The sequence below is a fragment of the Enterococcus sp. DIV0294 genome, from assembly GCF_050558155.1.
GTDB classification, from domain to species: domain Bacteria; phylum Bacillota; class Bacilli; order Lactobacillales; family Enterococcaceae; genus Enterococcus; species Enterococcus faecalis.
The window spans coordinates 2,293,729-2,317,010 of sequence record NZ_CP187889.1 but is presented as its reverse complement, the minus strand read 5'-3'; the positions used below and the strand labels follow the sequence as shown (position 1 = coordinate 2,317,010).

The window sequence follows — 23,282 nt, the reverse complement described above, 5'->3', positions numbered from 1 at the left end:
GTTTTGTTACAATGGTACAGAACTAGTTTGCAAAAGGAGGCCCACTGATGAAACATTCACAACTTGTGGCGATTATTAAGAGACTGGAAGCAATGATCGAAGCAGCAGATAATGAAGTACAAGTACGCCGCTTTGAACGTGAAGGCGTAGAGAAATGTATTGTAAGTTTTGATAAATCAACAGAAACATTTGAATTAACAGAATCTGATACGCACCAAAGCTATCAATTCGATAACATCGATATTGTAGCAATGGAAATTTACGACTTAATTCAATAATTAATCGTCCTACATTTTAATAAGGGAGTGGAGTAGAAGCACCAAAGCTTCTGGTTCACTCTCTTCTCGTATTATCCAGTCAAGTTGTAGCAATAGCTTAGTGGGAGTTTAAGAATTATATAACAAAAATCACTGGCACTTCTCAATCAGGGGAGTGCCAGTGATGCTTTTTAGTTGCACTTCTTTCCTTTTTCTGTGAAAATAGTTTGGGTATCAAAGTAATTGATCCTTTTTTTAAAAGCCTCGTCCCTTGAAAATGCGCCTTTTTTGAAATGTTTGAAGAATATTTCATTAAAAATATAGAAAATTCTCTTGCATTCTTTGCTTATTTACGATATAGTTTGAACATCAAATGTTTTGATAATCAAAGTATATGGATGGTGCACAGAATGGAACCTAATTTAGAAACAGTCAACGATTACTTAGTCAGTGTCTTTAATGACATCTTAACGATTGAAGAATCTGAATTGAAAAAATCACAATTTAATGATTTATCCATTACGGAGATGCACACAATCGAAGCAATTGGTATGTACAAGAAAAAAACGTCTTCAGAAGTAGCCAAGGAACTGTCAATTACCGTCGGAACACTTACTGTAGCGATTAACAACTTAGTTAAAAAAGGCTATGTTGAACGTTTGCGTAGTGAAGATGATCGACGTGTAGTAAAGCTTGGCTTAACTAAAAAAGGAAAATTACTTTTTAGAGTCCATCAGCATTTTCATCGTGAAATGGTTAAAAACATTTTGAAAGGCATGGAGCAAGAAGAAGAACAAGCGCTGTTAAGAGCACTAAAAAATCTTCATGATTTCTTGCAAGAATACAAATAAAAAGTGAGGATCCCCATGAAGAATTATGCACGAATTAGTTGTACAAGCCGTTATGTTCCAGAGAATTGTGTCACGAATCACCAACTGAGTGAAATGATGGATACCTCTGATGAATGGATACATTCGCGAACAGGCATTAGTGAACGTCGCATCGTTACGCAAGAAAATACGTCTGATTTATGTCATCAAGTCGCAAAACAGTTATTGGAAAAATCTGGAAAGCAAGCAAGTGAGATTGACTTTATTTTAGTTGCAACAGTGACACCAGATTTCAATATGCCTTCTGTTGCTTGCCAAGTGCAAGGCGCAATTGGCGCTACTGAGGCTTTTGCTTTTGACATCAGTGCAGCGTGTTCTGGTTTTGTCTATGCCTTAAGCATGGCAGAAAAACTAGTCTTAAGTGGTCGTTATCAAACAGGTCTAGTAATTGGTGGCGAAACATTTTCCAAAATGTTGGATTGGACCGATCGTTCCACAGCGGTGCTTTTCGGTGATGGGGCTGCCGGCGTCTTGATTGAAGCGGCTGAGACACCGCATTTTCTAGATGAAAAATTACAAGCAGATGGACAACGGTGGGCGGCTTTAACGTCAGGCTACACGATCAACGAAAGTCCTTTTTATCAGGGGCATGAGCAGGCTAGTAAGACGCTACAGATGGAAGGACGTAGTATTTTTGATTTTGCGATTAAAGATGTTTCACAAAATATTTTATCCCTCGTGACGGACGAAACCGTGGATTATCTTCTACTACATCAAGCAAATGTGCGCATTATCGATAAAATTGCACGTAAGACGAAGATTTCCCGCGAGAAGTTTTTAACGAATATGGATAAATATGGCAATACCTCAGCTGCTAGCATTCCTATTTTGTTGGATGAAGCAGTTGAAAATGGGACCTTAATTTTAGGTTCCCAACAACGCGTGGTGCTAACAGGATTTGGCGGCGGCTTAACATGGGGCTCACTGCTCCTAACGCTGTAAAAAACTGTTCACATATAAATGAAGAAAATGACTATTTTGGAGGAATATACACATGGTATTTGAAAAAATTCAAGCAATTATCGTAGAAGAATTAGGAAAAGATGCTGAAGAGGTACAATTAACTACAAACATTCAAGAAGAATTAGACGCGGATAGCTTAGATTTATTCCAAATCATTAACGAAATCGAAGATGAATTTGATGTGAAAATCGAAACAGAAGATGGCATCCAAACCGTTCAAGATTTAGTAACATATGTAGAAAAACAACAAGCAAACTAATACATGAAAATAGGGGGCTGGGACATTTAATTGCTAAATGACCCAGTCCCTAAAAAAACAAGTAAATAAGCCGGAAAAATCCTTTTTTACTTGAATGAAGTGTACTTATCTTAGAACTAAAGGACGTATAAAATCAATGAATCAACAGTTATGTGAGTTGCTTGGAATTAATTATCCCATTTTTCAAGGCGGTATGGCTTGGGTAGCCGATGCTTCATTAGCAAGTGCCGTGTCAAACGCTGGTGGATTAGGGATTATTGCTGGCGGCAATGCCCCAAAAGAAGTCGTAAAAAAAGAAATTAAAAAAGTTAAAGAATTAACGGAGCAACCCTTTGGTGTCAATATCATGTTACTTTCACCTTTTGCCGATGAAATTGTCGATTTGGTTTGTGAAGAACAGGTTCCTGTCGTAACGACAGGTGCGGGCAATCCAGCCAAATACATGGCTCGTTTTAAAGAACATAACATTAAAGTAATCCCAGTAGTTCCTTCAGTTGCTTTAGCAAAAAGAATGGAAAAAAATTGGTGCCGATGCTGTCATTTTTGAAGGAATGGAAGCTGGTGGACATATTGGCAAATTAACCACTATGAGTGGCTTACCGCAAATCGTTGACGCCGTGTCAATTCCTGTGATTGCAGCAGGTGGGATTGGTGATGGTCGTGGTATGGCTGCGGCCTTTATGTTAGGTGCTGAAGCAGTCCAGCTAGGTACACGCTTTTTAATTGCCAAAGAATGCAACGTTCATCCAGATTATAAACAGAAAGTTTTAAAGGCACGTGATTTAGATGCAGTAATTACCTGTCAACATTTTGGCCATCCAGTGCGTACTTTAAAAAATAAATTAACCGCTCAATATAATCAATTAGAAAAGCAAGAACTCCAAAAAGAAGTGCCTGATTTAGAAATGTTTGAAAAAATTGGTCAGGGCGCTTTGCGCAAAGCTGTCGTTGACGGGGATATGGATTACGGTTCCGTCATGGCGGGACAAATTGCTGGATTAATAAAAAAAGAAGAAACAGCCCAAGAAATCATTGATTCACTCATGTCTGAATGCAAAGCGATTGTACATAAGATGAATCAGCGTTGGGGCTAAGTGAATAATTTTAACAAAAAATGAGGTGTCGTATGAAAACAGCGATTTTATTTAGTGGACAAGGAGCCCAGTATCAAGGGATGGGTGAAGAATTATATCACCAAGAAACGATTGTTCGGGAAACCTTCGATGAAGCAAGTCATATCTTAGGTTATGAGATGGCAGAACTTTGTTTTACTGAAAATGAACGTTTAAATGAAACAGAATATACGCAACCTGCTATTTTAACAGTCAGTGTCGCATTTTACCGTCTTTTGCAACAAAAAGGACTAACGCCTGATGTCGTAGCGGGTTTAAGCTTAGGGGAATATAGCGCTTTGGTTGCCAGCGGGGCTTTGCGCTTTTCAGAAGCAGTGGCCTTGGTCCAAAAGCGCGGTCAGTACATGACAGAAGCAGCACCACAAGGAACTGGCAAAATGGTTGCTGTCATGAATGCTGAGCGTGAAGTAATTGAGAAAGCCTGCCAAGAAGCCAGTGCTTTCGGAATTGTGGCTCCAGCAAATTATAATACACCACAACAAATCGTGATTGGTGGTGAGGTTGCTGCTGTTGATCAAGCGATGACACTTCTCAAAGAAGCTGGTGTGAAGCGAATGATTCCGTTAAATGTGAGTGGCCCTTTCCATACGGCACTGTTACAACCAGCATCAAAAAAATTGGCTCAGGATTTAGCAAAATTGAACTTTCAAACGATGCAAATTCCTGTCATTAGTAATACGACTGCCAAAATTATGCCCCAAGAGGCAATTCAAGCGTTATTGGAAAAGCAAGTCATGTCTGCGGTACGTTTTGAAGACAGTATCGAAACGATGAAGGCTATGAACGTGGGAACGATGATTGAAGTTGGTCCAGGGAAAACATTAACTGGTTTTGTTAAAAAAATTGACAAAACAATTGAAATGCACCGTGTGGAAGATGTTGCAACATTAACAGAAACGTTAACAGCACTTACTGGGAGGTAAAAAATGGAATTAACAGGGAAAAACGTATTTATTACTGGAAGCACTCGTGGGATTGGCAAAGCAGTTGCGTTGGCTTTTGCGAAAGAGGGCGCCAATATTGTTTTAAACGGTCGGAGTGAGATTACGCCAGAACAACGACAAGAAATTGAAGCCTTTGGGGTAAAATGTATTGGCCTTTCTGGAGATATTTCCGATTTTGATGCAGCAGGTGAGATGATTCAAGCAACCGTTGACCAATTAGGCTCGATTGATATTCTGGTGAATAACGCTGGGATTACGAATGATAAATTATTATTACGAATGACAAAAGAGGATTTTAATGCCTGTTTAGATATTAACTTGGTAGGAACTTTTAACATGACCCAACAAGCGGTTAAACGTATGATGAAACAACGAAGTGGTCGGATTATTAATATGGCTAGCGTTTCTGGTTTAATGGGAAATGTTGGTCAAGCAAACTACGCTGCGAGTAAAGCGGGTGTCGTTGGTTTTACTAAATCGGTGGCACGAGAAGTTGCGCCGCGCGGTATTACCTGCAATGCGATTGCACCAGGGTTTATCCAAACAGAAATGACGGATGTTTTATCGGAAAAAGTTAAAACACAAATGAATGCGCAAATTCCCTTACAAACGTTTGGGCAAGTCGAAGATGTCGCAGCTACAGCGATATTCTTAGCTAAAAGTCCCTATATTACTGGGCAAGTCGTGAATGTTGATGGCGGCTTAGTCATGCACGGATAAACGAAAGGAGTCAAAAGGATGAATCGAGTAGTTATTACCGGTTACGGTGTCACCTCGCCGATTGGCAATGAACCTGAGACTTTTTTAGAAAGTTTGAAAACAGGGAAAAATGGTATCGGACCGATTAGTAAATTTGATGTTAGTGAAACAGGTGTCACCTTAGCAGCTGAAGTGAAAGACTTTCCAATGGAAAAATATTTTGTTAAAAAAGATGGCAAACGCATGGATAAGTTTTCGTTATTTGGCATTTATGCGGCCTTAGAAGCAATGGCTATGAGTGGCTTGGATACCAGTCAACTAGATGTGGATCGGTTTGGCGTTATGGTGGGTTCCGGGATTGGTGGTTTGGAAACAATTCAAAATCAAGTAATTCGGATGCACGACAAAGGACCTGAACGTGTGGCACCGTTATTTATTCCAATGGCGATTGGAAACATGGTGGCGGGAAATATTGCTTTACGTGTTGGTGCCAAAGGAATTTGTACTTCAACAGTGACGGCTTGTGCTAGTGCAACCCATTCAATTGGGGAAGCGTTCCGCAATATCAAACATGGCTACTCCGATGTCATTATTGCTGGTGGAGCAGAAGCGCCTATTACAGAAATCGGTATTTCAGGATTTGCTTCCTTGACCGCTTTAACAAAGGCGACTGACCCAGAAAAAGCCTCAATTCCCTTTGATAAAGAACGTAGTGGATTTGTGATGGGAGAAGGAGCGGGTGTCTTTATTTTAGAATCATTAGATCATGCTCTAGAACGAGGCGCAACTATTTTAGGTGAAGTGGTTGGCTATGGTGCTAATTGCGATGCCTATCATATGACATCACCAACACCAGATGGGAGCGGCGCAGCGAAAGCCATGGTACTAGCAATGGAAGAAGCTGGGATTTCTCCAGAAAAAATTGGCTATATTAACGCCCATGGAACAAGCACACAAGCCAATGACAGTGCAGAATCTAAAGCAATTGAATTGGCTTTAGGTGATGCCGCAAAAACGGCGTATGTAAGTAGTACAAAGAGTATGACGGGACATCTCTTAGGCGCCGCTGGTGGAATTGAAGGAATTGCTACCCTAAATGCTTTACAACATCAATTTATTCCGCCAACCATTAATGTGGAAAATCAAGATGAAGCAATTACGGTGAACGTTGTTTTAAACGAAAGCAAAGAGCATAAATTTGATTATGCTTTAAGTAACTCGCTAGGCTTTGGTGGCCACAATGCAGTTATTTGCTTAAAACGCTGGGAGGATTAACATGCAGTTAGAAGAAGTAAAAGCATTATTAACACAATTTGATCAATCAACTTTAACCGAATTTGATTTACGAGAAGGCTCGTTTGAATTATATATGAATAAAAATACAGTTTCTGGACGAAGTGCCGTAGAACCAGTGGCGCAACCACAAGAAACACCAGTAGCCGCTAGTGGTGTGTCAGTGCCTGTTGAAACAGTTTCTGTCGTTGAAGAAACGCCAACCAATACACCGACAGCCAATGAAAAGACAGAAGAAATTACGTCACCTATTGTAGGAATCGTTTATTTACAACCAGCACCAGATAAAGAGAACTTTGTCAAAGTAGGAGACACTGTTAAAACGGGTGACGTTGTGTGTATCGTTGAAGCGATGAAATTAATGAATGAAATTACGGCGACAGTTGACGGTGTGATTACGGAAGTGTTAGTCAACAATGAAGATGTGGTTGAATTTGGTCAGCCGCTATTCCGAGTTGCTAAAGGAGAATAAAACATGAAATTAACAATTACAGAAATTCAAGAAATTTTACCACATCGCTATCCCTTTTTATTATTAGATAGTGTTGAAGAAGTCATTCCTGGGGAACGCGTTGTAGCGAAAAAGAATGTAACGGTTAATGAGCAAGTTTTTCAAGGTCATTTTCCTGGGAATCCTGTTTTGCCAGGAGTTTTAATTATTGAATCGTTGGCTCAAGCAGGCGCCGTGGCATTACTTTCAATGCCTGAATTCAAAGGGAAAACGGCATACTTTGGTGGATTAGATAAAGCAAAATTTAGACAAAAGGTAACACCAGGCGACACATTAATTTTAGAGGTTGAACTTTTAAAAGTCCGCGCTTCTGCTGGAATGGGTAAAGGTGTGGCAAAAGTTAATGGAAAAAAAGTTGCCGAGGCTGAATTAACCTTTATGATTGGATAGGTGAAAAATGTTTTCGAAAGTATTAATCGCAAACCGCGGAGAAATCGCTGTTCGTATTATTCGTGCCTGTCGCGAATTAGGCGTTCAAACAGTTGCTGTTTACTCTGAAGCGGATCAAGAAGCGTTACACACACAGTTAGCAGATGAAGCCATTTGTATTGGACCGGCGAAAGCAACTGATTCTTATTTAAATGTTCAAGCTGTTTTAAGTGCAGCGATTGTTACCAATGCTGAAGCGATTCATCCAGGGTTTGGTTTCTTATCTGAAAATAGTCAATTTGCTTCAATGTGCGAAGAATGCAACATTACTTTTATCGGTCCTAAAGCAGAAACGATTGATGCGATGGGCAATAAAATAAACGCACGTCAACTGATGCAAAAAGCTAAGGTACCTGTTATTCCTGGGAGTGATGGCGTCATTGATTCTGTCGAAGAAGCGTTGACGATTGCTGAAGAAATTGGTTACCCAGTGATGTTAAAGGCAGCTGCTGGTGGTGGCGGAAAAGGAATCCGTAAAGTTCTTTCAAAAGAAGAGTTACCGAAACACTTTACTTCAGCGCAGCAAGAAGCCAAAGCCGCATTTGGTAATGATGATATGTATTTAGAAAAAATTATTTATCCAGCACGTCATATCGAAGTGCAAATTCTAGGTGATCAATATGGGCATGTGATTCACTTAGGGGAACGTGATTGCTCACTACAAAGAAATAATCAAAAAGTGTTAGAAGAATCACCATCGATTGCTATTTCTGAAGAAAAGCGTCAGATGTTAGGCGAAACGGCCGTTCGAGCGGCACAAGCTGTGCATTATGAAAATGCCGGAACCATTGAATTTTTGATGGATCCAGCTGGCGACTTTTATTTCATGGAAATGAATACCCGCATCCAAGTCGAACATCCAGTTACGGAAATGGTAACAGGGATTGATTTAGTCAAAGCACAATTAGAAATTGCTTCAGGTGAACCTTTAGGCTATACCCAAGAGGATGTTACCATGACTGGGCATGCGATTGAGTGCCGAATTAACGCTGAAAATCCTGCCTTTAATTTTGCTCCTTCACCAGGTAAAATTCAAAATCTCTTGTTGCCTAGTGGTGGAATGGGCTTGCGTGTAGACAGCGCTATGTATTCAGGGTATTCAATTCCGCCTTATTATGATTCAATGATTGCGAAAGTCATCGTACATGGTGAAAATCGTTTTGATGCCTTGATGAAAATGCAAAGGGCTTTAAATGAAATTGTAACAGAAGGTATTATTACGAATGCCGAATTCCAATTGGATTTAATTACACATGACAATGTTTTGACAGGTGACTATGACACAAGCTTTTTACAAGAAACATTTCTACCAAATTGGGAGCCAGAAAGCAATCATTAAAGAAAGAACGCCGCAAGAGCTCTCTTGCTTGGAAAGATCAGTGATCTTTTGAAAGGAGCTGAGCTCTTGCCGCTAAAATACGAGGAGTAAGCAAATGGCATTATTTAAAAAGAAAAATTACATTCGCATTAATCCAAATCGTGCTGATGCAAATGATGCATCAAAGAAGCCTTCTGTTCCAGATAATATGTGGGCAAAATGCCCTTCTTGTAAGCGAACACTGTATACAAAAGAAATGGGTGCAGAAAAAATCTGTCCGCATTGTGGCTATAGTTTTCGGATTGGTGCATGGGAACGATTAGCGATAACCGTTGATGAAAAGAGTTTCCACAATTGGGACAGTGAATTAGTGACAAAAGATCCACTAAATTTTCCTGGTTATCTTGAAAAAATTAAAAAAATGCAAGAAAAAACTGGACTAGATGAAGCTGTCTTAACGGGAGAAGCAACAATTGAAGGACAAGCTGTTGCAATTGGAATCATGGATGCTAATTTTATCATGGGCAGTATGGGAACGATTGTTGGTGAAAAAATCACACGCTTGTTTGAGCGGGCGACAGAAAAGCATTTACCAGTAGTGATTTTCACTGCATCTGGTGGTGCCCGTATGCAAGAAGGAATTTTTTCATTGATGCAAATGGCGAAAATTTCGGCCGCTTTGCAACGGCATAACAAAGCAGGCTTGCTGTATCTTACGGTATTGACTGATCCAACGACTGGCGGTGTTACCGCAAGTTTTGCGATGGATGGCGATATTATTTTGGCAGAGCCTCAGAGTTTAATCGGTTTTGCTGGCCGCCGTGTAATTGAACAAACGATTCGTCAAGAGTTGCCAGATGATTTTCAAAAGGCCGAGTTTCTTTTAGAACATGGTTTTGTAGATCAGATTGTGCCAAGAAATCTTTTGCGTCAACGATTGAGCGACTTGTTACGTTTACATTCTTTGGAAGGGTGGCGCTAACATGGAAAAGAAAACAGCCAATGATGTTGTTACCTTGGCAAGAGCCCAAGATCGTTTGACAACTTTAGAATATATAGAAGCAATTTTTGAGGACTTTTTAGAATTTCATGGGGATCGTTACTTTGCCGATGATTTAGCTGTAGTCGGTGGTGTTGCTACTTTGCAAGGTAAACCAGTTACAGTGGTAGGTATCCAAAAAGGCCGAAATCTACCAGAAAATATTGAACGTAATTTTGGTTCACCTAATCCTGAAGGGTATCGCAAAGCGTTACGTTTAATGAAACAAGCGGAAAAATTTAATCGCCCAGTCATTACCTTTGTGAACACTGCTGGTGCCTATTGTGGGATTGGTGCCGAAGAGCGGGGAGAAGGGGAAGCCATTGCGCAAAACCTGTTAGAGATGTCTGATTTGAAAGTGCCAATCATTTCAGTCATCATTGGTGAGGGTGGCAGTGGCGGTGCTTTAGCTTTAGCAGTCGCAGATGAAGTTTGGATGTTGGAACACACGATTTATGCGGTTCTTTCGCCAGAAGGTTTCGCCTCTATTTTGTGGAAAGATGGCAGTCGTGCGAAAGAAGCAGCAGAATTGATGAAAATCACAGCGACAGAGCTGAAGGAATTAGCTATTGTAGATAAAGTAATTCCAGAAGTTATGAACGGTCAGCCTCTGAAACAAACAAAAATTAATCGGATGTTACAAAAAGCGTTCATTTCAAAATTAACTGAATTAGCTAAATTAGATACGGAAACGTTACTAGAAAAAAGATACCAACGTTTTCGCAAATATTAGAAGTTACTACTCATCAACGAACTTTTCAGGGGTTGATGGGTGGCTTTTTTTATTTTTTCTTTTATTTTACTTGTTCTTTTACAAGGAACGACCGTCCTTTATAGAAATTTTCAGTAAAATGCAGTATAATACAATAGGTAGAGACTGAAGCATAATTGTTTAGTTATGTTTCAGTCTCTTAAAATCGAAGAAACTACATAGTGTCAGTGAGAGGAGTCACGATGTTTTCAAAATATAAACCGACATGGATGATTGATGCGATTTATAAAATTACCCCCGCACAATTAAAAAAACTGGGGATTAAGGCAGTACTAACTGACTTAGATAATACGTTAATTGCTTGGAATAATCCCGATGGAACAGAAGAATTAAAAACTTGGTTATTAGAAATGAAAAATGCAGGAATTACTGTCCTCGTTGTTTCAAACAACAAAGACAGCCGGATTAAACGCGTTGTTGAAAAGTTTGACTTAGATTATGTAGCACGTGCCTTGAAACCAACCGCACGTGGCTTCAAATTAGCAGAAAAAAAATTAGGCTTGAAGCCTTCTGAAATGTTAATGGTCGGCGATCAGATTATGACAGATATTCGGGGAGCTAACGCAGCGGGTATACGCAATGTTTTAGTTCAACCGATTGTCGATACAGATGGCTGGAATACTAGAATCAATCGGTTCTTTGAACGGAAAATTATGAAATACTTATCAAAAAAACATCCAGAAATGACATGGAGAGGCGGATTAGAATGACAGAGGCAATTCATTGTATTGGCTGTGGTGCGATTATCCAAACGGAAAATCCTCATGAATTAGGCTATACACCAAAAACAGCTTTCGAAAAAGGAATGGAAACAGGGGAAGTTTATTGCCAACGTTGTTTTCGCTTAAGACATTATAATGACATTCAAGATGTCCAATTAACAGATGATGACTTTTTACGTTTATTGAATGGTTTAGGAACAGAAGATGCACTGATTGTGAACGTAGTGGATATTTTTGACTTTAATGGCTCTCTTATTCCAGGACTACATCGTTTTATCGGAGATAATCCTGTGTTATTAGTTGGCAATAAAGTGGATATTTTGCCTAAATCATTAAAAAAACCTAAAATGGTTCAATGGATGAGAGAACGGGCCCATGAAGCAGGATTACGCCCTGTTGATGTTTTACTAACAAGTGGCAAGAAACCACAAGAAATGCAAGAGTTATTAGATACGATCGAAAAATATCGTGAAGGCCGAGACGTTTATGTCGTAGGTGTGACCAATGTTGGAAAATCAACATTAATCAATCAAATCATTCAACAAACAGTGGGTGTTCAAGATGTGATTACGACATCACAATTTCCTGGAACAACGCTAGATAAAATTGAAATTCCATTAGACGATGGCCACTTCTTAATCGATACGCCCGGAATTATTCACCGTCATCAAATGGCACATTACCTAGGTAAAAAAGACTTGAAAATTATTGCACCGCAAAAAGAAATCAAACCGAAAGTTTACCAATTAAATGCTGAACAAACCTTGTTTTTAGGTGGCTTGGCTCGCTTTGATTATGTCCAAGGTGCTAAAAGTTCCTTCATTGCCTACGTTTCCAATGACTTAAATTTACACCGAACAAAAACAGCAACCGCCGATGCTTTTTATGAAAAACATGTTGGTGGCTTATTGCAGCCTCCACGTGCCGATGAAGTCGCTGAGTTTCCTGAATTAGTGCGCTTTGAATTTTCCGTGAAAGAAAAAACGGATATTGTGTTTGCTGGTCTAGGTTGGATTACTGTCACAGAACCTGGTGTAGTCGCTGGTTGGGCGCCTAAAGGTGTCGATGTTTTACGTAGAAAAGCATTAATTTAAATTTTAGAGAGAAGGCAAACAATTTGAAACTTAGAGGAAAACAAAAACGTTATTTACGTAGTCAGGCACACCATTTACAACCTATTTTTCAAGTAGGCAAAGGTGGTTTGAATGACGCAATGATTACACAAATTGATGAAGCGTTGGAAAAACGTGAATTGATTAAAATTACGTTATTACAAAATACAGATGAAGTAGCAGAAGAGGTTGCAGAAGAACTAACAGCAGCCATTCATTGCGATGTGGTACAAATTATTGGTCGCGTGTTGGTCTTATTCAAGCCATCAAGTAAAGAAAAATATCAAAAAATTTCAGCAGCAGTCAAAGAGATTTAATATTGGAGGGATGAACAATGGGAGAAAAAAGACAAGCGCGTCAAGGAGCGGACGTTCTCTTGCAAGAGGAACCGTTACGTTTTCAAACAAGAAAGCAAGTCGGCTTGTTAGGTGGTAATTTTAATCCCGTTCATTTAGCACATCTTGTCATGGCCGATCAAGTTCAAAATCAACTAGGTTTGGACAAAGTTTACTTAATGCCTACGTACTTACCACCACATGTAGACGAAAAGAAAACAATTAGCAGTGAACATCGGTTAGCGATGTTAGAACTAGCAGTGGCTGATAATCCCTGCTTAGATATTGAGCCAATTGAGTTAATTCGCAAAGGCAAAAGTTACACGTATGATACGATGAAAGCTTTAAAAGAAGCCAATCCAGATACTGATTATTATTTTATAATTGGTGGAGATATGGTGGAATACTTGCCCAAATGGCATCGGATTGATGACTTACTCCATTTAGTTCAATTTGTCGGCATTCGGCGTCCTAATTATCCAACGGAATCTACCTATCCAATTATTTGGGTCGATGTTCCGCAGATGGCGATTAGTTCCACTTTGATTAGGCAAAAAGTCAAAAGTGGTTGCTCAACACGCTATCTTCTTCCAGAGAATGTGATAAACTATATTCAAGAGAAGGGACTGTATCAAGATGAGCTGGATAACAAATTATGATGCTGCACAACGTGAATTATTAATGCAAAAAGTTCAAATGCAAATGAGTGAACGTCGCTTTCGCCATGTGTTAGGAGTCGAGGAAACAGCTGTGGCCTTGGCAGCGAAATATGGTGCCGATGAAGCCAAAGCCAGTATTGCTGCTTTGACGCATGATTACGCCAAAGAACGTCCAAACGATGAATTCGAGTTGATTATTCGCCGAGATGGTTTTGATTTGGCTTTATTAAACTATGGCAATGAAATTTGGCATGGCTTAGTTGGGGCGGATATTGTTCAACGGGAATTAGCCATTGATGACGAAGAAATCTTGCAGGCAATTCGTGTGCATACAACTGGGGCTGCTAAGATGAGCTTGCTAGATAAAATTATTTATGTCGCAGATTACATTGAACCAGGACGTGATTTTCCAGGTGTGAAAGAAGCCCGTGAAATTGCCCTTGTTGACTTAGATGCAGCGGTTGCTTATGAAACGAAACATACCTTGTTACATTTGATTGAACAAGAACATAAAATTTATCCAAAAACGTTAGAGACCTACAATCAATGGGTCGTTAATCAAAAATAAAAGAAGAAAGAATTACTAGGAGGGAACTATCATAGATAGCCAGAAAATTTTAGAAATTGCTGTCAAAGCAGCAGATTCAAAACGAGCAGAAGAAATTGTCGCATTAGACGTAAGAGAAATTTCATTATTAGCAGATTATTTTTTAATTTGCCAAGCTAATAGTGAACGTCAAATCAATGCGATTGTTGATGAAATTAACGAACAAGAAGCCAAAAATCAAGTAGAAGTCAAACGTGTGGAAGGTAAAGAAGGCGGAAAATGGATTTTAATCGATTTAGGCGATGTTATTGTCCACGTATTCCAATCTTCAGAACGTGCCTTTTACAACTTAGAAAAATTATGGTCAGATGCCCCAATGGTTGATCTAAGCGCTTGGGTCGACTAAAATGGCCTATGAAACGTTTGCTTTCGTCTATGACGAAGTGATGGACGAAAGCCTATACCAAAAATGGTTGGATTTTTCCAATCGTCATCTCCCACAGGGAACCCAACAAATTCTTGAAATGGCTTGTGGTACAGGCGCTTTAGCAGTTGATTTTGCGAAAAGTGGTTATGATGTGACGGCCTTAGACTTATCAGAAGAAATGTTGATGATTGCTAGTGAACGAGCCTTTGAAGAAGAAGTGCCAGTTCAATTTGTTCAGGGAAATATGCTAGATTTATCTGAAGTGGGACAATACCAAGCCATCACTTGTTTTTCTGATTCACTGTGCTACATGGCTAACCGCCAAGAAGTACAACAAGTGTTCGATGAAGTTTATCAAGCGTTAGAAGAGGAAGGAACGTTCATTTTTGATGTTCATTCTACTTACAAAATTGATTCAGTTTTTCCAGAATATAGCTATCATTATCAAACAGAAGAATTTGCTTTTCTATGGGATAGTTACGCTGGTGAAAAAGAACACAGCATCGAACATTTCTTAACATTTTTTGTGAAAGAACAGGAAACAGATGAGCACTTTGTTCGGTATGATGAATTGCATCAAGAACGAACTTATTCGTTAGATAACTATTTACGAATGTTAGAAAGTGCTGGTTTCATGAACGTCAAAGTTTATGCAGATTTTACAGATGAAGCACCAACTGAAACAAGTGAACGCTGGTTCTTTGTTTGTCAAAGAGATTAATAAGATTTGGCTTATGAGCTTGGGACAGCGCTTAAAAACGTTGGTCTCTTTGCTGATAAGTCCATTTTTTTATAACGGAGGTGGCTAGAGTGAAAGCCTGTGGCATTATCGTGGAATATAATCCCTTTCATAATGGACATCGCTATCATGCCCAACAAGCTCGCCAACAAAGCGGAGCTGAAGTAGTGATTGCTATAATGAGTGGAAATTTTTTACAAAGAGGAGAACCAGCCTTACTAGATAAGTGGGCCAGAGCAGAAGAAGCTTTGCAAAATGGTGTGGATTTAGTCATTGAATTGCCGACAGCTTGGTCGGTACAGTCTGCGGATTACTTTGCCAAAGGCGGTATAAAGTTATTGCAGGCGTTGCAATGTGAGAGCTTATGTTTTGGAACAGATAGTACAAGCGCAATTGATTATGCGGCTTTCGGCCAGTTTGTCCAAGAAAATCAATCCTTAATTGATCAAACGTTCCACGCATTGACAGACAAACAATTGAGTTATCCACAAAAAATGACTGCTGTTTTTCGTCAAGTATATCCTGAAAGCAGGTTTGATTTTTCTTCGCCTAATCATATTTTGGGGATGAGTTATGCAAAGGAAAATGCCACGTATCCAACCCCGATGACGCTCTACCCAATTGCTAGAAAACAAGCGGGCTTTCATGATGCAACGATTTCTGGGAAAGTTGCTAGCGCCACGGCGATTAGGCAAAGTGTTTTTCAACAAGAAATAACGCAAGTGCTGCCAACGGTTCCTTCTATAACCGCACAACATTTACAAACACAGACAATGATTTCATGGGAAAATTATTGGCCCTTCCTAAAGTATAAAATTGTTCAATCCTCGTTAGAAGAGTTACAAGCCATTTACCAAATGACGGAAGGACTTGAATATCGACTAAAAGATCAAATCCAAGCAGCAGGTTCTTTTCACGAATTAATGGAACGTATGAAAACGAAGCGTTATACTTGGACAAGGTTGCAACGATTAGCAACTTATATATTGTTAAATATGACCAAAGAAGAAGTTGAAACTGTTTGGCAAAACAGTTATCTCCATGTGCTAGGATTTACGCCAAAGGGACAAGCTTATCTAAAAGAAACCAAAGCACAGATTCAATTGCCGGTAATTTCTAAAGTATCTAAAGAAAACCGCGCAATGCTTTCGTTAGATATTCGCGCCAATCAACTATACCAGATGGGAGATTCTTCTTTAAAAGAACAAAATTTTGGTCGGTTTCCCTTACGATTTTCGCCAGATACCTAAAAAATACTTAACAAAAATCAGTTTCCCCAGTATAATAAACAAGGGATAAGATACTAACAACAAATCAGAGAAAGCGAAGTGAGAATATGGGCCGTAAATGGGCAAATATTAAAGAGAAAAAAGCTGCCAAAGACGCAAACAATAGCCGTGTTTATGCAAAATTCGGGATTGAAATTTACGTAGCAGCGAAGTCAGGAGACCCTGATCCTCATGCAAACCAAAAATTACGGTTTGTAATCGAACGCGCCAAAACATACAATGTACCAAAACATATTATTGATCGCGCTATTGAAAAAGCAAAAGGTTCAGCAGATGAACAATATTCTGAATTACGCTATGAAGGATTTGGGCCAAATGGTTCAATGGTCATTGTTGATGCTTTAACGAACAACGTGAACCGAACAGCAGCAGATGTGCGGGCCGCATTTGGTAAAAACGGCGGAAACATGGGTGTCAGCGGTGCTGTTTCCTACATGTTTGATAATACAGGTATCATTGGCTTTGCTGGTGACGATGCGGATGAAATTTTAGAATACTTAATGGAAAAAGACATTGATGTTCGCGATGTTGTTGAAGAAGACGGTCAAATTATCGTTTACACAGAACCAGAAGATTTCCACCATGCACAAGAAGCGTTAAAAGAAAAAGGCATTGAAGAATTCACGGTTACTGAGTTAGAAATGGTTCCACAAAACGAAGTAACATTAGAAGGCGACGATTTAGCGAACTTTGAAAAAATGTTAGACGTTTTAGAAGATTTAGAAGATGTTCAAAAAGTCCATCATAATGTAGATTTACCTGAATAATCCATTTGTTCATTTATTTGAAGATTTAGAAAGTGAGCCATCGGTCATTTTGACTGATGGCTCACTTTTTTTCATATAATACATAGAAAAAAGAAAGTTGATTGATAGGTCCATGTGACACAAAGCATTCAATGACAGGATTAACTTTTGTCTGTTCCATAAATATTTGTCTAAACAGTTGAATTAATAGTACAATAGTCTAGTAAGATAGATCATTGAACGGGGTGAATAGGCGTGAAAAAGGGAATGCTAGCGTTTTTTGTCGGGCTAGCGGTTTTATCATTAACTGCTTGTCGGGAACCAAAAGAAAAGAAAGTAACCGCTTCAACGGAGGCATCCTCTAAAGTTGAAGAGACGAATGAAAAAACGAGTGAAACAATTGATAAGACAAATGAACAAGCGAGTAGCAGTATCGAGTCTAACGAATCAGTGAAAAGTGAAGAGTCTGCAGCTGATGAAAACAACAGTCAGCTAACCACAGCTGATTTAGATACTACAGCGATTAATGCTGGCGATTTTACTACTTTAGTTGGAACATGGAAAAATGGTAAAGGAGAGAGTTTGATCATTCATCCTGATGGTAGTACAAATACCGGAGGAATGATTACGAAGGATTCACCTACTGATGAGTCGCGACCAATTACAAGCTTAAGTATTAGGTGGGGGCCTACTGGTGCTGCGTTATTATTATATAAAATTGGTGTTGAAAATCCTAACGGCGACCAATCGGATAAGACGAAACCACGATTGTTAATTACTCAAGATAGTGGAAATTATCCTGCGGAAGAGTATTACTATCGTTCTTCTGAAGAGGAAAATCAAGACCAAAATGAAGAGGCAAAAATCATCGATACACAAGAAAAAGCAGAGACATATATTAGAAAGACACTGACTGATGCAGAAAATAATGATACGAACCTTGGATTTTTGGGTATGAATGGAAATGACTTCTTTTTTAGAGCCCAATCGAAACAGATGGTTGCAAATGGAGGGACAGGGACTGTCGGTTTTTACAGAGTATCACCACAAGGAGCAGTCAGAATAACGGATGCACGAGGCAACTAAAGATAGTCTAGTGGCAATCTATTTAATTCCTATAAAAGTAGCAAAATAAAAATGAAATGATCACAAAATCTTCACATTTAGTTTGTAAGATATAAGCATATCAACAAACAACCTTAACAACACAAAACACTTTTTCATTTTTAACTCCTTTCCCGTCCTTACCCAAAGGGCGGGTCTTTTTTTGTGTAAAACTATTCGCTCAAGATACCAAAAAGCCAGCTTGTAGTAAGCTGGCTTTTAACTCTTTACATGTTGGCGCTTGTAGACACGAGATAATAATTAAGGTGTTGGAACAGTTGGTGAATAGTTCGTTTTTCGACCATAAAGTTCTTGTGTCGCCGCCGAGATATACGCAGATGAATCTTTTCCTGGGAGGTTATACATTAGATAAATACCATATTGCTCCGCTTTTGTACGTTTAGCATATTGCGCAGCTAGATTTTGATTGACACCAACTTCAACGGCAGAAGCACCTAAACGAGAAGCAGGCATCCCCGCAATTTGTGGCGGATTCCAGGTACTATAATAAGGATTCCAAGCATAATCAATTAAAGAACTCATTTGAGGATTAGCTGAAGAGTTCGCAGCCGCTGGTCCAATATTATAAAAAGTAATTAATTTATCATTGCCTAAGCGATTTCTTAAGGCTTGAAGTAACCAAATGAACGAAGAATTATTTGGTTGAGGCGTCCCATTTTTTCCGTATTCAGCATACTCATCATCAAAATCAATACCATCTAAATGATACGTATTAACGACTTGTTCTAATTGAGCTGCAAAGGCATCCGCACTTTCGTAAGTTGGGAAATTAGCAAAGCCAGCACCTTCATGGTTGCCTAAAATAGACAATAGGACTTTAGTGCCGCGTGCTTGAACTGGACGAATTTGTGTTTCAGCTTCGTTTAAAGTTTGTTGGACCCGTTCATTTAGATATAAGTAAGGTTTTTTATTGACCGTGTCATAATTAATATTGGCTGCAAAAATAATCCCCATATCAAAAGCAGGTTGATTGGTTCCAGCTAAAGTATATTTTCCCACATTGTTAAAATCGTGGTTGTTTACTTCTACATACATGACTGTTTTAGGTGTAACAGTTGATGCTGCTTGTACTTCAAATGCAGGTAGTGCAAACAGTAACCCACCGACTAAAAGTATCAAACTTAAAAAAGTTGAAATAATCCCTGTTTTCTTGTTAAAAAAATGAGTGCTCAATTGATGCCCCATAACTTTCTCCTCCTATAAAATAAATACTATTTGTAAGCGCTAACAAAGATATGTTATCATTTTTATAATTTAAACACAAGAAGAAGAGAACAAAAGTGAGCAAATCCACAGAATATAAAAGCATCCTTCGCAAAATGGTCTTGCGAAGGACGCTCTTTTACCAATCAAAGAGTAAGGCATAGCCTAAAGAAAGCAGCTCTCGACCAAAATTTTTGATATCTTTTGGAAAAGAAGAAGCCGCAGTGATGCCTGAAACATTTGAGATGCCTGCTCGCTTGGCTAAAAGTTGCGAGCGGTACATGTGAAAGTCACTAGTAACAATCACTAACCGTTTAAAAGAAAAGAGTTTTTGTGAATTGACAATATTTTCTTTGGTGCGTGTGGCACGATTTTCTAAGAGAATCTGTTTTTCTGGAACACCTTTATTTAGCAAGTATTGTTTCATAACCGCGGCTTCCGTAGCCGGCTCATCTGCTCCTTGCCCTCCGCTAACAATAACGGGTGTCTCGGGGTGTTGTTTAATATAGGGGATAGCAACATCTAACCGAGCTTGCAAAACACGGCTGGGCAGTGCGGTTTCTTTAGACGTCCCTAAAACACGGGCCCCTAAAATTAAAATAGCATCTGGTTTATCGGTGGGTTGCGTATTTTTGCCAGTAAAAATAAGTAGACCTAAAATCAAAAGAATACAAAAGCCAAAACTGACAATGGATAAACTTGTTATTTTTAACCAATGCATGAAACATCCCTCCTTGTAATGTTAGTGTATACGAAGTACCATAGAAAAAGCGATAGAAAACAAAAGACTTATAAAAAAATCTATGTTTTAATAGAAACTTTTGAAGAGAGGGAGCGAATGCATGCGTACAGAAGAAGAAATGTTTCAACTTATTATGGATGTAGCAAAACAAGAAGAACACATTCGAGCTGTGGGAATGGTGGGTTCTCGCACGAATGTGAAAGCGCCAAAAGATAGTTTTCAAGATTTCGACATTGTTTATATTGTAGAACCATGTGCTGAGTTTTTTGAAACAGCAACGTGGATAGCAAAATTTGGACAACCATTAATTATGCAACGTCCCAAGGAAATGACCTTATTTCCCACAGAACCGAAGACGCGGGAAACATTTTTAATGTTATTTGAAGATGGCCAACGTATCGATTTAACGTTGTGTCCTCTCGCAGAAAAAGATAATTGGCATGAAGGCGATTCTTTAGCAATTATCTTGTTAGACAAAGATGAAAATTTGCCGCCTTTACCTGTAGCATCTGATAAAAATTATACAGTAACAGTTCCGGATCAGCAGCAATTTAACGATTGTTGCAATGAATTTTGGTGGGTTAGTACGTATGTAGTTAAGGGGCTTTGTCGGAATGAACTATTTTACGCTGTCACACATCTCTATGAATATTGTCAGCAGGAACTGTTGCGCTTGCTTTCTTGGCAAGCGGCTTGGCAGGAACCGGAGCCAATTTCTGTTGGGAAACAATTTAAGTATCTGAAAAATTATGTCACTCCTGACACGATGGATCAATTAGCATCGTTGCTGGATTTTTCTAGTAAAGAAGCTTGTTGGAACAGCTTAATAAAGACACAAGCCTTTTTTGACGTCGTCGCTCAGGATTTTGCTAAAATGGCCCAGTTTACGTATCATTTACAAGAAGCAAAAAAAGTCACAGAGTATACAAATTCTTTAAGATTAAAGGATTTACAAGGAAAATAAGCTGAAAACAACATAAAAATAGTGTATAATTGAAAAAATTAATCTGCGAGAGAAAGGGAACCTTTTTTGATTGTAGATCACCGCAGTTGTTTGTTGCCTAGTCTCTAAGAAATAAACCTAAAATTATTGATATAAAGGATGAACAAATGAAAAAAGAAGAAATGCAAATGCGTAATACACGTCGTCAAAAATCAGGAAAAAATAATAAAAAGAAAGTAATTATTACTTCTTTGGTTGGACTAGCTCTGGTTGCTGGGGGCAGCTATGTTTATTTTCAAAGTCACTTTTTACCAACCACAAAAGTAAATGGAGTTTCTGTAGGCTGGTTAAATGTAAATGCTGCAGAAGAAAAATTAGCGCAAGTTAATCAAACCGAAGAAGTTGTGGTTCAAACGGGGACAAAAGAAGAAAAAATTCAACTTCCTAAAAAATACCAATTGGATCAAAAATTTTTAAAAGACCATTTACACAGTAGCAAGGTGAAGCTACCGTTAAACGAGGCATTCAAAAAAGAACTAGAAGCCAAATTAGCAACTTTGAGTTTTCCAGAGGGGAAACCAAGCAAAAATGCGAGTATCCGTCGAGGCAATGGCACTTTTGAAATTGTTCCTGAAGAACAAGGCACAGTAGTGGACACACAGCGCTTAAATCAGCAGATTATTGCGGATGTTGAAGCGGGAAAAGGCAACTATCAATATAATGCCAAAGATTTTTATAAAGCCCCTGAAATTACAAAAGAGGATCAAACGTTAAAGGCGACATTGACAACGCTCAATAACAAGTTAAATAAAACAATTACAGTTGATATTAATGGTGAAAAAGTAGCCTTTGATAAAACACAAATTCAAAACGTGCTGAATGATGATGGCACAATCAACAAAGAAAAACTAACTACTTGGGTGACACAATTAGAAACAACATATGGTTCTGCTAATCAACCAGTTTTATTTACAGATGTTCACGGTACGACACGTCGTTTTAAAAACAATGGAAGTTATGGCTGGTCGATTGATGGGGCCAAAACGCAAGAACTACTAGTAAACGCGCTGAATAGCCAAGAACAAACGAATGCAATCACTGCTCCGTTGGTTGGCGATACCAAAGAAAATAGTAAAATTGCCAATAATTACATTGAAATTGATTTAAAAGATCAAAAAATGTATTGTTTCATTGATGGCAAAAAAATAGTCACCACAGATGTCATTACTGGCAGATATAACAAAGGAACCGCAACAGTACCAGGATTCCATACAATTTTATATCGGACAACCGATGTGAATTTAGAAGGTCAAATGCTTGATGGTTCTCGATACAGTGTGCCAGTAAAATATTGGATGCCGTTATTAAGTCAAGGTGGCGTTGTCACACAAATCGGGATTCATGACTCCGACCATAAATTGGATAAGTATGGCGATAAAGAAGCCTTTAAAACCGATGCTGGTAGTAATGGCTGTATCAATACGCCAGGAACAGAAGTTTCAAAAATCTTTGATGTATCCTATGACGGAATGCCGGTAATTATTTATGGACATATCTATGATGATGCACCAGGTGAATTTGATAAACCTGTAGATTACGGCGAAGAAGTATAAAAAGAGATATTAGGCAAGACCGTACTTTGGTCCAGCTGTGTATCTGAAAAGTAAAAATTGGAGACGTCAACCGTAACGACTGACGTCTCCAATTTTTTATTGACAAGCGTCATAACCCGCTCTATGATACAAACAGAACAAGCAATTTAAATTGGGGGAACGAAGATGCCATTTGTACATGTAGAATTAATTGAAGGCCGCACAGAAGAACAGTTAACTAATATGGTCAAAGATATTACAGAAGCTGTGTCAAAAAACGCTGGTGCACCAAAAGAGAATATCCATGTGATTGTCAATGAATTGAAAAAAGACCGCTATGCACAAGGCGGCGAATGGAAAAAATAAGTTTTCAGAGAATTTCTGTTGAATCACTTGCTTTTTCTGAAAATAAGTGGTTAAATAAGTGCATAAATGATTGATGAGAAAGACAACTGAACTTGCCCGCGATCTATTAGAGAGGAAAATCTTGGCTGAAAATTTTCCAGATTGGCACAAGGGATGACCACTTTCGAAACCTTTGTTGAAACAAAGGCGGTCGCACCGTTAACACGCTAGAGGAACACAGATTATTTG

At 38.8% G+C, this 23,282-nt stretch carries 27 protein-coding genes and 1 pseudogene; 26 read left to right on the top strand and 2 right to left on the bottom strand.

The genetic code is table 11. The annotated features are described in order from the left end of the window. Positions 1-47: 47 nt before the first annotated feature. From IGJ20_RS11285 to IGJ20_RS11175, 23 genes and pseudogenes are all read left to right on the top strand, one after another. Positions 48-278, top strand: coding sequence for a YkuJ family protein (locus IGJ20_RS11285; protein ID WP_002379802.1), 231 nt, complete (start codon positions 48-50; stop codon positions 276-278). A gap of 389 nt (positions 279-667) precedes the next feature. Next, complete coding sequence (gene fabT / locus IGJ20_RS11280; protein ID WP_002362455.1) at positions 668-1,108, top strand: fatty acid biosynthesis transcriptional regulator FabT; 441 nt, start codon at positions 668-670, stop codon at positions 1,106-1,108. A gap of 15 nt (positions 1,109-1,123) precedes the next feature. Beyond that, entirely contained in the window at positions 1,124-2,089 is a 966-nt protein-coding gene (locus IGJ20_RS11275) for a beta-ketoacyl-ACP synthase III (protein WP_002362374.1), read from the top strand. 52 nt (positions 2,090-2,141) lie between these two features. After that, a complete protein-coding gene (locus IGJ20_RS11270) occupies positions 2,142-2,369 on the top strand; it encodes an acyl carrier protein (RefSeq protein ID WP_002356278.1) in 228 nt (75 codons plus the stop codon). A gap of 136 nt (positions 2,370-2,505) precedes the next feature. After that, positions 2,506-3,463, top strand: a pseudogene (gene fabK, locus IGJ20_RS11265) (enoyl-[acyl-carrier-protein] reductase FabK). A gap of 32 nt (positions 3,464-3,495) precedes the next feature. Then, on the top strand, positions 3,496-4,425 hold the full coding sequence (gene fabD, locus IGJ20_RS11260; protein WP_010825501.1) for an ACP S-malonyltransferase: 930 nt from the start codon (positions 3,496-3,498) through the stop codon (positions 4,423-4,425). A 3-nt stretch (positions 4,426-4,428) separates the two neighbouring features. Next, complete coding sequence (gene fabG / locus IGJ20_RS11255) at positions 4,429-5,166, top strand: 3-oxoacyl-[acyl-carrier-protein] reductase (protein WP_002356283.1); 738 nt, start codon at positions 4,429-4,431, stop codon at positions 5,164-5,166. A gap of 18 nt (positions 5,167-5,184) precedes the next feature. After that, the gene (gene fabF / locus IGJ20_RS11250; protein WP_002356284.1) at positions 5,185-6,420 is read left to right on the top strand and encodes a beta-ketoacyl-ACP synthase II; all 1,236 of its coding nucleotides are present in this window, start codon (positions 5,185-5,187) and stop codon (positions 6,418-6,420) included. Position 6,421: 1 nt separating this feature from the next. Continuing rightward, positions 6,422-6,910 carry an acetyl-CoA carboxylase biotin carboxyl carrier protein gene (gene accB, locus IGJ20_RS11245; protein WP_002397489.1) on the top strand — a complete coding sequence of 163 codons (489 nt, stop codon included), beginning with the start codon at positions 6,422-6,424 and terminating at the stop codon, positions 6,908-6,910. Positions 6,911-6,913: 3 nt separating this feature from the next. Then, on the top strand, positions 6,914-7,339 hold the full coding sequence (fabZ, locus tag IGJ20_RS11240; protein ID WP_002356286.1) for a 3-hydroxyacyl-ACP dehydratase FabZ: 426 nt from the start codon (positions 6,914-6,916) through the stop codon (positions 7,337-7,339). Positions 7,340-7,346: 7 nt separating this feature from the next. Continuing rightward, complete coding sequence (locus tag IGJ20_RS11235) at positions 7,347-8,717, top strand: acetyl-CoA carboxylase biotin carboxylase subunit (RefSeq protein WP_002367303.1); 1,371 nt, start codon at positions 7,347-7,349, stop codon at positions 8,715-8,717. A 94-nt stretch (positions 8,718-8,811) separates the two neighbouring features. Then, positions 8,812-9,678: an acetyl-CoA carboxylase, carboxyltransferase subunit beta gene (accD, locus tag IGJ20_RS11230; protein ID WP_126254870.1), complete on the top strand. Its 867-nt coding sequence runs from the start codon at positions 8,812-8,814 to the stop codon at positions 9,676-9,678. Position 9,679: 1 nt separating this feature from the next. Further along, complete coding sequence (locus tag IGJ20_RS11225; RefSeq protein ID WP_002368763.1) at positions 9,680-10,468, top strand: acetyl-CoA carboxylase carboxyl transferase subunit alpha; 789 nt, start codon at positions 9,680-9,682, stop codon at positions 10,466-10,468. A 221-nt stretch (positions 10,469-10,689) separates the two neighbouring features. Further along, the gene (locus IGJ20_RS11220; RefSeq protein ID WP_002356296.1) at positions 10,690-11,217 is read left to right on the top strand and encodes a YqeG family HAD IIIA-type phosphatase; all 528 of its coding nucleotides are present in this window, start codon (positions 10,690-10,692) and stop codon (positions 11,215-11,217) included. Then, a complete protein-coding gene (gene yqeH, locus IGJ20_RS11215) occupies positions 11,214-12,323 on the top strand; it encodes a ribosome biogenesis GTPase YqeH (RefSeq protein WP_002381381.1) in 1,110 nt (369 codons plus the stop codon). Before IGJ20_RS11220 ends, yqeH begins: the two co-directional genes overlap by 4 nt. Before the next feature lie 23 nt (positions 12,324-12,346). After that, positions 12,347-12,658 carry a ribosome assembly RNA-binding protein YhbY gene (yhbY, locus tag IGJ20_RS11210; RefSeq protein ID WP_002356298.1) on the top strand — a complete coding sequence of 104 codons (312 nt, stop codon included), beginning with the start codon at positions 12,347-12,349 and terminating at the stop codon, positions 12,656-12,658. Positions 12,659-12,675: 17 nt separating this feature from the next. Further along, a complete protein-coding gene (locus IGJ20_RS11205; protein ID WP_002365150.1) occupies positions 12,676-13,335 on the top strand; it encodes a nicotinate-nucleotide adenylyltransferase in 660 nt (219 codons plus the stop codon). Then, on the top strand, positions 13,313-13,903 hold the full coding sequence (gene yqeK, locus IGJ20_RS11200; RefSeq protein WP_002356300.1) for a bis(5'-nucleosyl)-tetraphosphatase (symmetrical) YqeK: 591 nt from the start codon (positions 13,313-13,315) through the stop codon (positions 13,901-13,903). The genes IGJ20_RS11205 and yqeK overlap by 23 nt, the downstream gene beginning before the upstream one ends. Before the next feature lie 46 nt (positions 13,904-13,949). After that, the gene (rsfS, locus tag IGJ20_RS11195) at positions 13,950-14,288 is read left to right on the top strand and encodes a ribosome silencing factor (protein ID WP_033072556.1); all 339 of its coding nucleotides are present in this window, start codon (positions 13,950-13,952) and stop codon (positions 14,286-14,288) included. A 1-nt stretch (position 14,289) separates the two neighbouring features. Continuing rightward, positions 14,290-15,030, top strand: coding sequence for a class I SAM-dependent DNA methyltransferase (locus IGJ20_RS11190; RefSeq protein ID WP_002356302.1), 741 nt, complete (start codon positions 14,290-14,292; stop codon positions 15,028-15,030). A gap of 80 nt (positions 15,031-15,110) precedes the next feature. After that, positions 15,111-16,298 carry a nucleotidyltransferase gene (locus tag IGJ20_RS11185; protein WP_002362361.1) on the top strand — a complete coding sequence of 396 codons (1,188 nt, stop codon included), beginning with the start codon at positions 15,111-15,113 and terminating at the stop codon, positions 16,296-16,298. An 86-nt stretch (positions 16,299-16,384) separates the two neighbouring features. Continuing rightward, positions 16,385-17,104 (top strand): YebC/PmpR family DNA-binding transcriptional regulator, encoded by a 720-nt coding sequence (locus IGJ20_RS11180; protein WP_002356305.1) that lies wholly within the window; start codon positions 16,385-16,387, stop codon positions 17,102-17,104. Between the two features lie 234 nt (positions 17,105-17,338). Beyond that, positions 17,339-18,169 carry a DUF6287 domain-containing protein gene (locus tag IGJ20_RS11175; protein WP_002425459.1) on the top strand — a complete coding sequence of 277 codons (831 nt, stop codon included), beginning with the start codon at positions 17,339-17,341 and terminating at the stop codon, positions 18,167-18,169. 279 nt (positions 18,170-18,448) lie between these two features. Here IGJ20_RS11175 and IGJ20_RS11170 read toward each other — a convergent pair whose 3' ends face one another. Continuing rightward, positions 18,449-19,393 (bottom strand): endo-beta-N-acetylglucosaminidase, encoded by a 945-nt coding sequence (locus IGJ20_RS11170; protein WP_002382461.1) that lies wholly within the window; start codon positions 19,391-19,393, stop codon positions 18,449-18,451. 157 nt (positions 19,394-19,550) lie between these two features. Beyond that, positions 19,551-20,132 (bottom strand): YdcF family protein, encoded by a 582-nt coding sequence (locus tag IGJ20_RS11165; RefSeq protein WP_002384033.1) that lies wholly within the window; start codon positions 20,130-20,132, stop codon positions 19,551-19,553. 121 nt (positions 20,133-20,253) lie between these two features. Here IGJ20_RS11165 and IGJ20_RS11160 point away from each other — a divergent pair, with 121 nt between their 5' ends. The 3 genes from IGJ20_RS11160 to IGJ20_RS11150 all read left to right on the top strand — a co-directional run bounded on the left by IGJ20_RS11160 (position 20,254) and on the right by IGJ20_RS11150 (position 23,054). Next, the gene (locus IGJ20_RS11160; protein ID WP_002381386.1) at positions 20,254-21,117 is read left to right on the top strand and encodes an aminoglycoside 6-adenylyltransferase; all 864 of its coding nucleotides are present in this window, start codon (positions 20,254-20,256) and stop codon (positions 21,115-21,117) included. 146 nt (positions 21,118-21,263) lie between these two features. Then, positions 21,264-22,709 (top strand): L,D-transpeptidase family protein, encoded by a 1,446-nt coding sequence (locus tag IGJ20_RS11155; RefSeq protein WP_002370561.1) that lies wholly within the window; start codon positions 21,264-21,266, stop codon positions 22,707-22,709. Between the two features lie 165 nt (positions 22,710-22,874). Next, positions 22,875-23,054 carry a 2-hydroxymuconate tautomerase gene (locus tag IGJ20_RS11150; protein ID WP_002356318.1) on the top strand — a complete coding sequence of 60 codons (180 nt, stop codon included), beginning with the start codon at positions 22,875-22,877 and terminating at the stop codon, positions 23,052-23,054. The last annotated feature ends 228 nt before the right edge of the window (positions 23,055-23,282 follow it).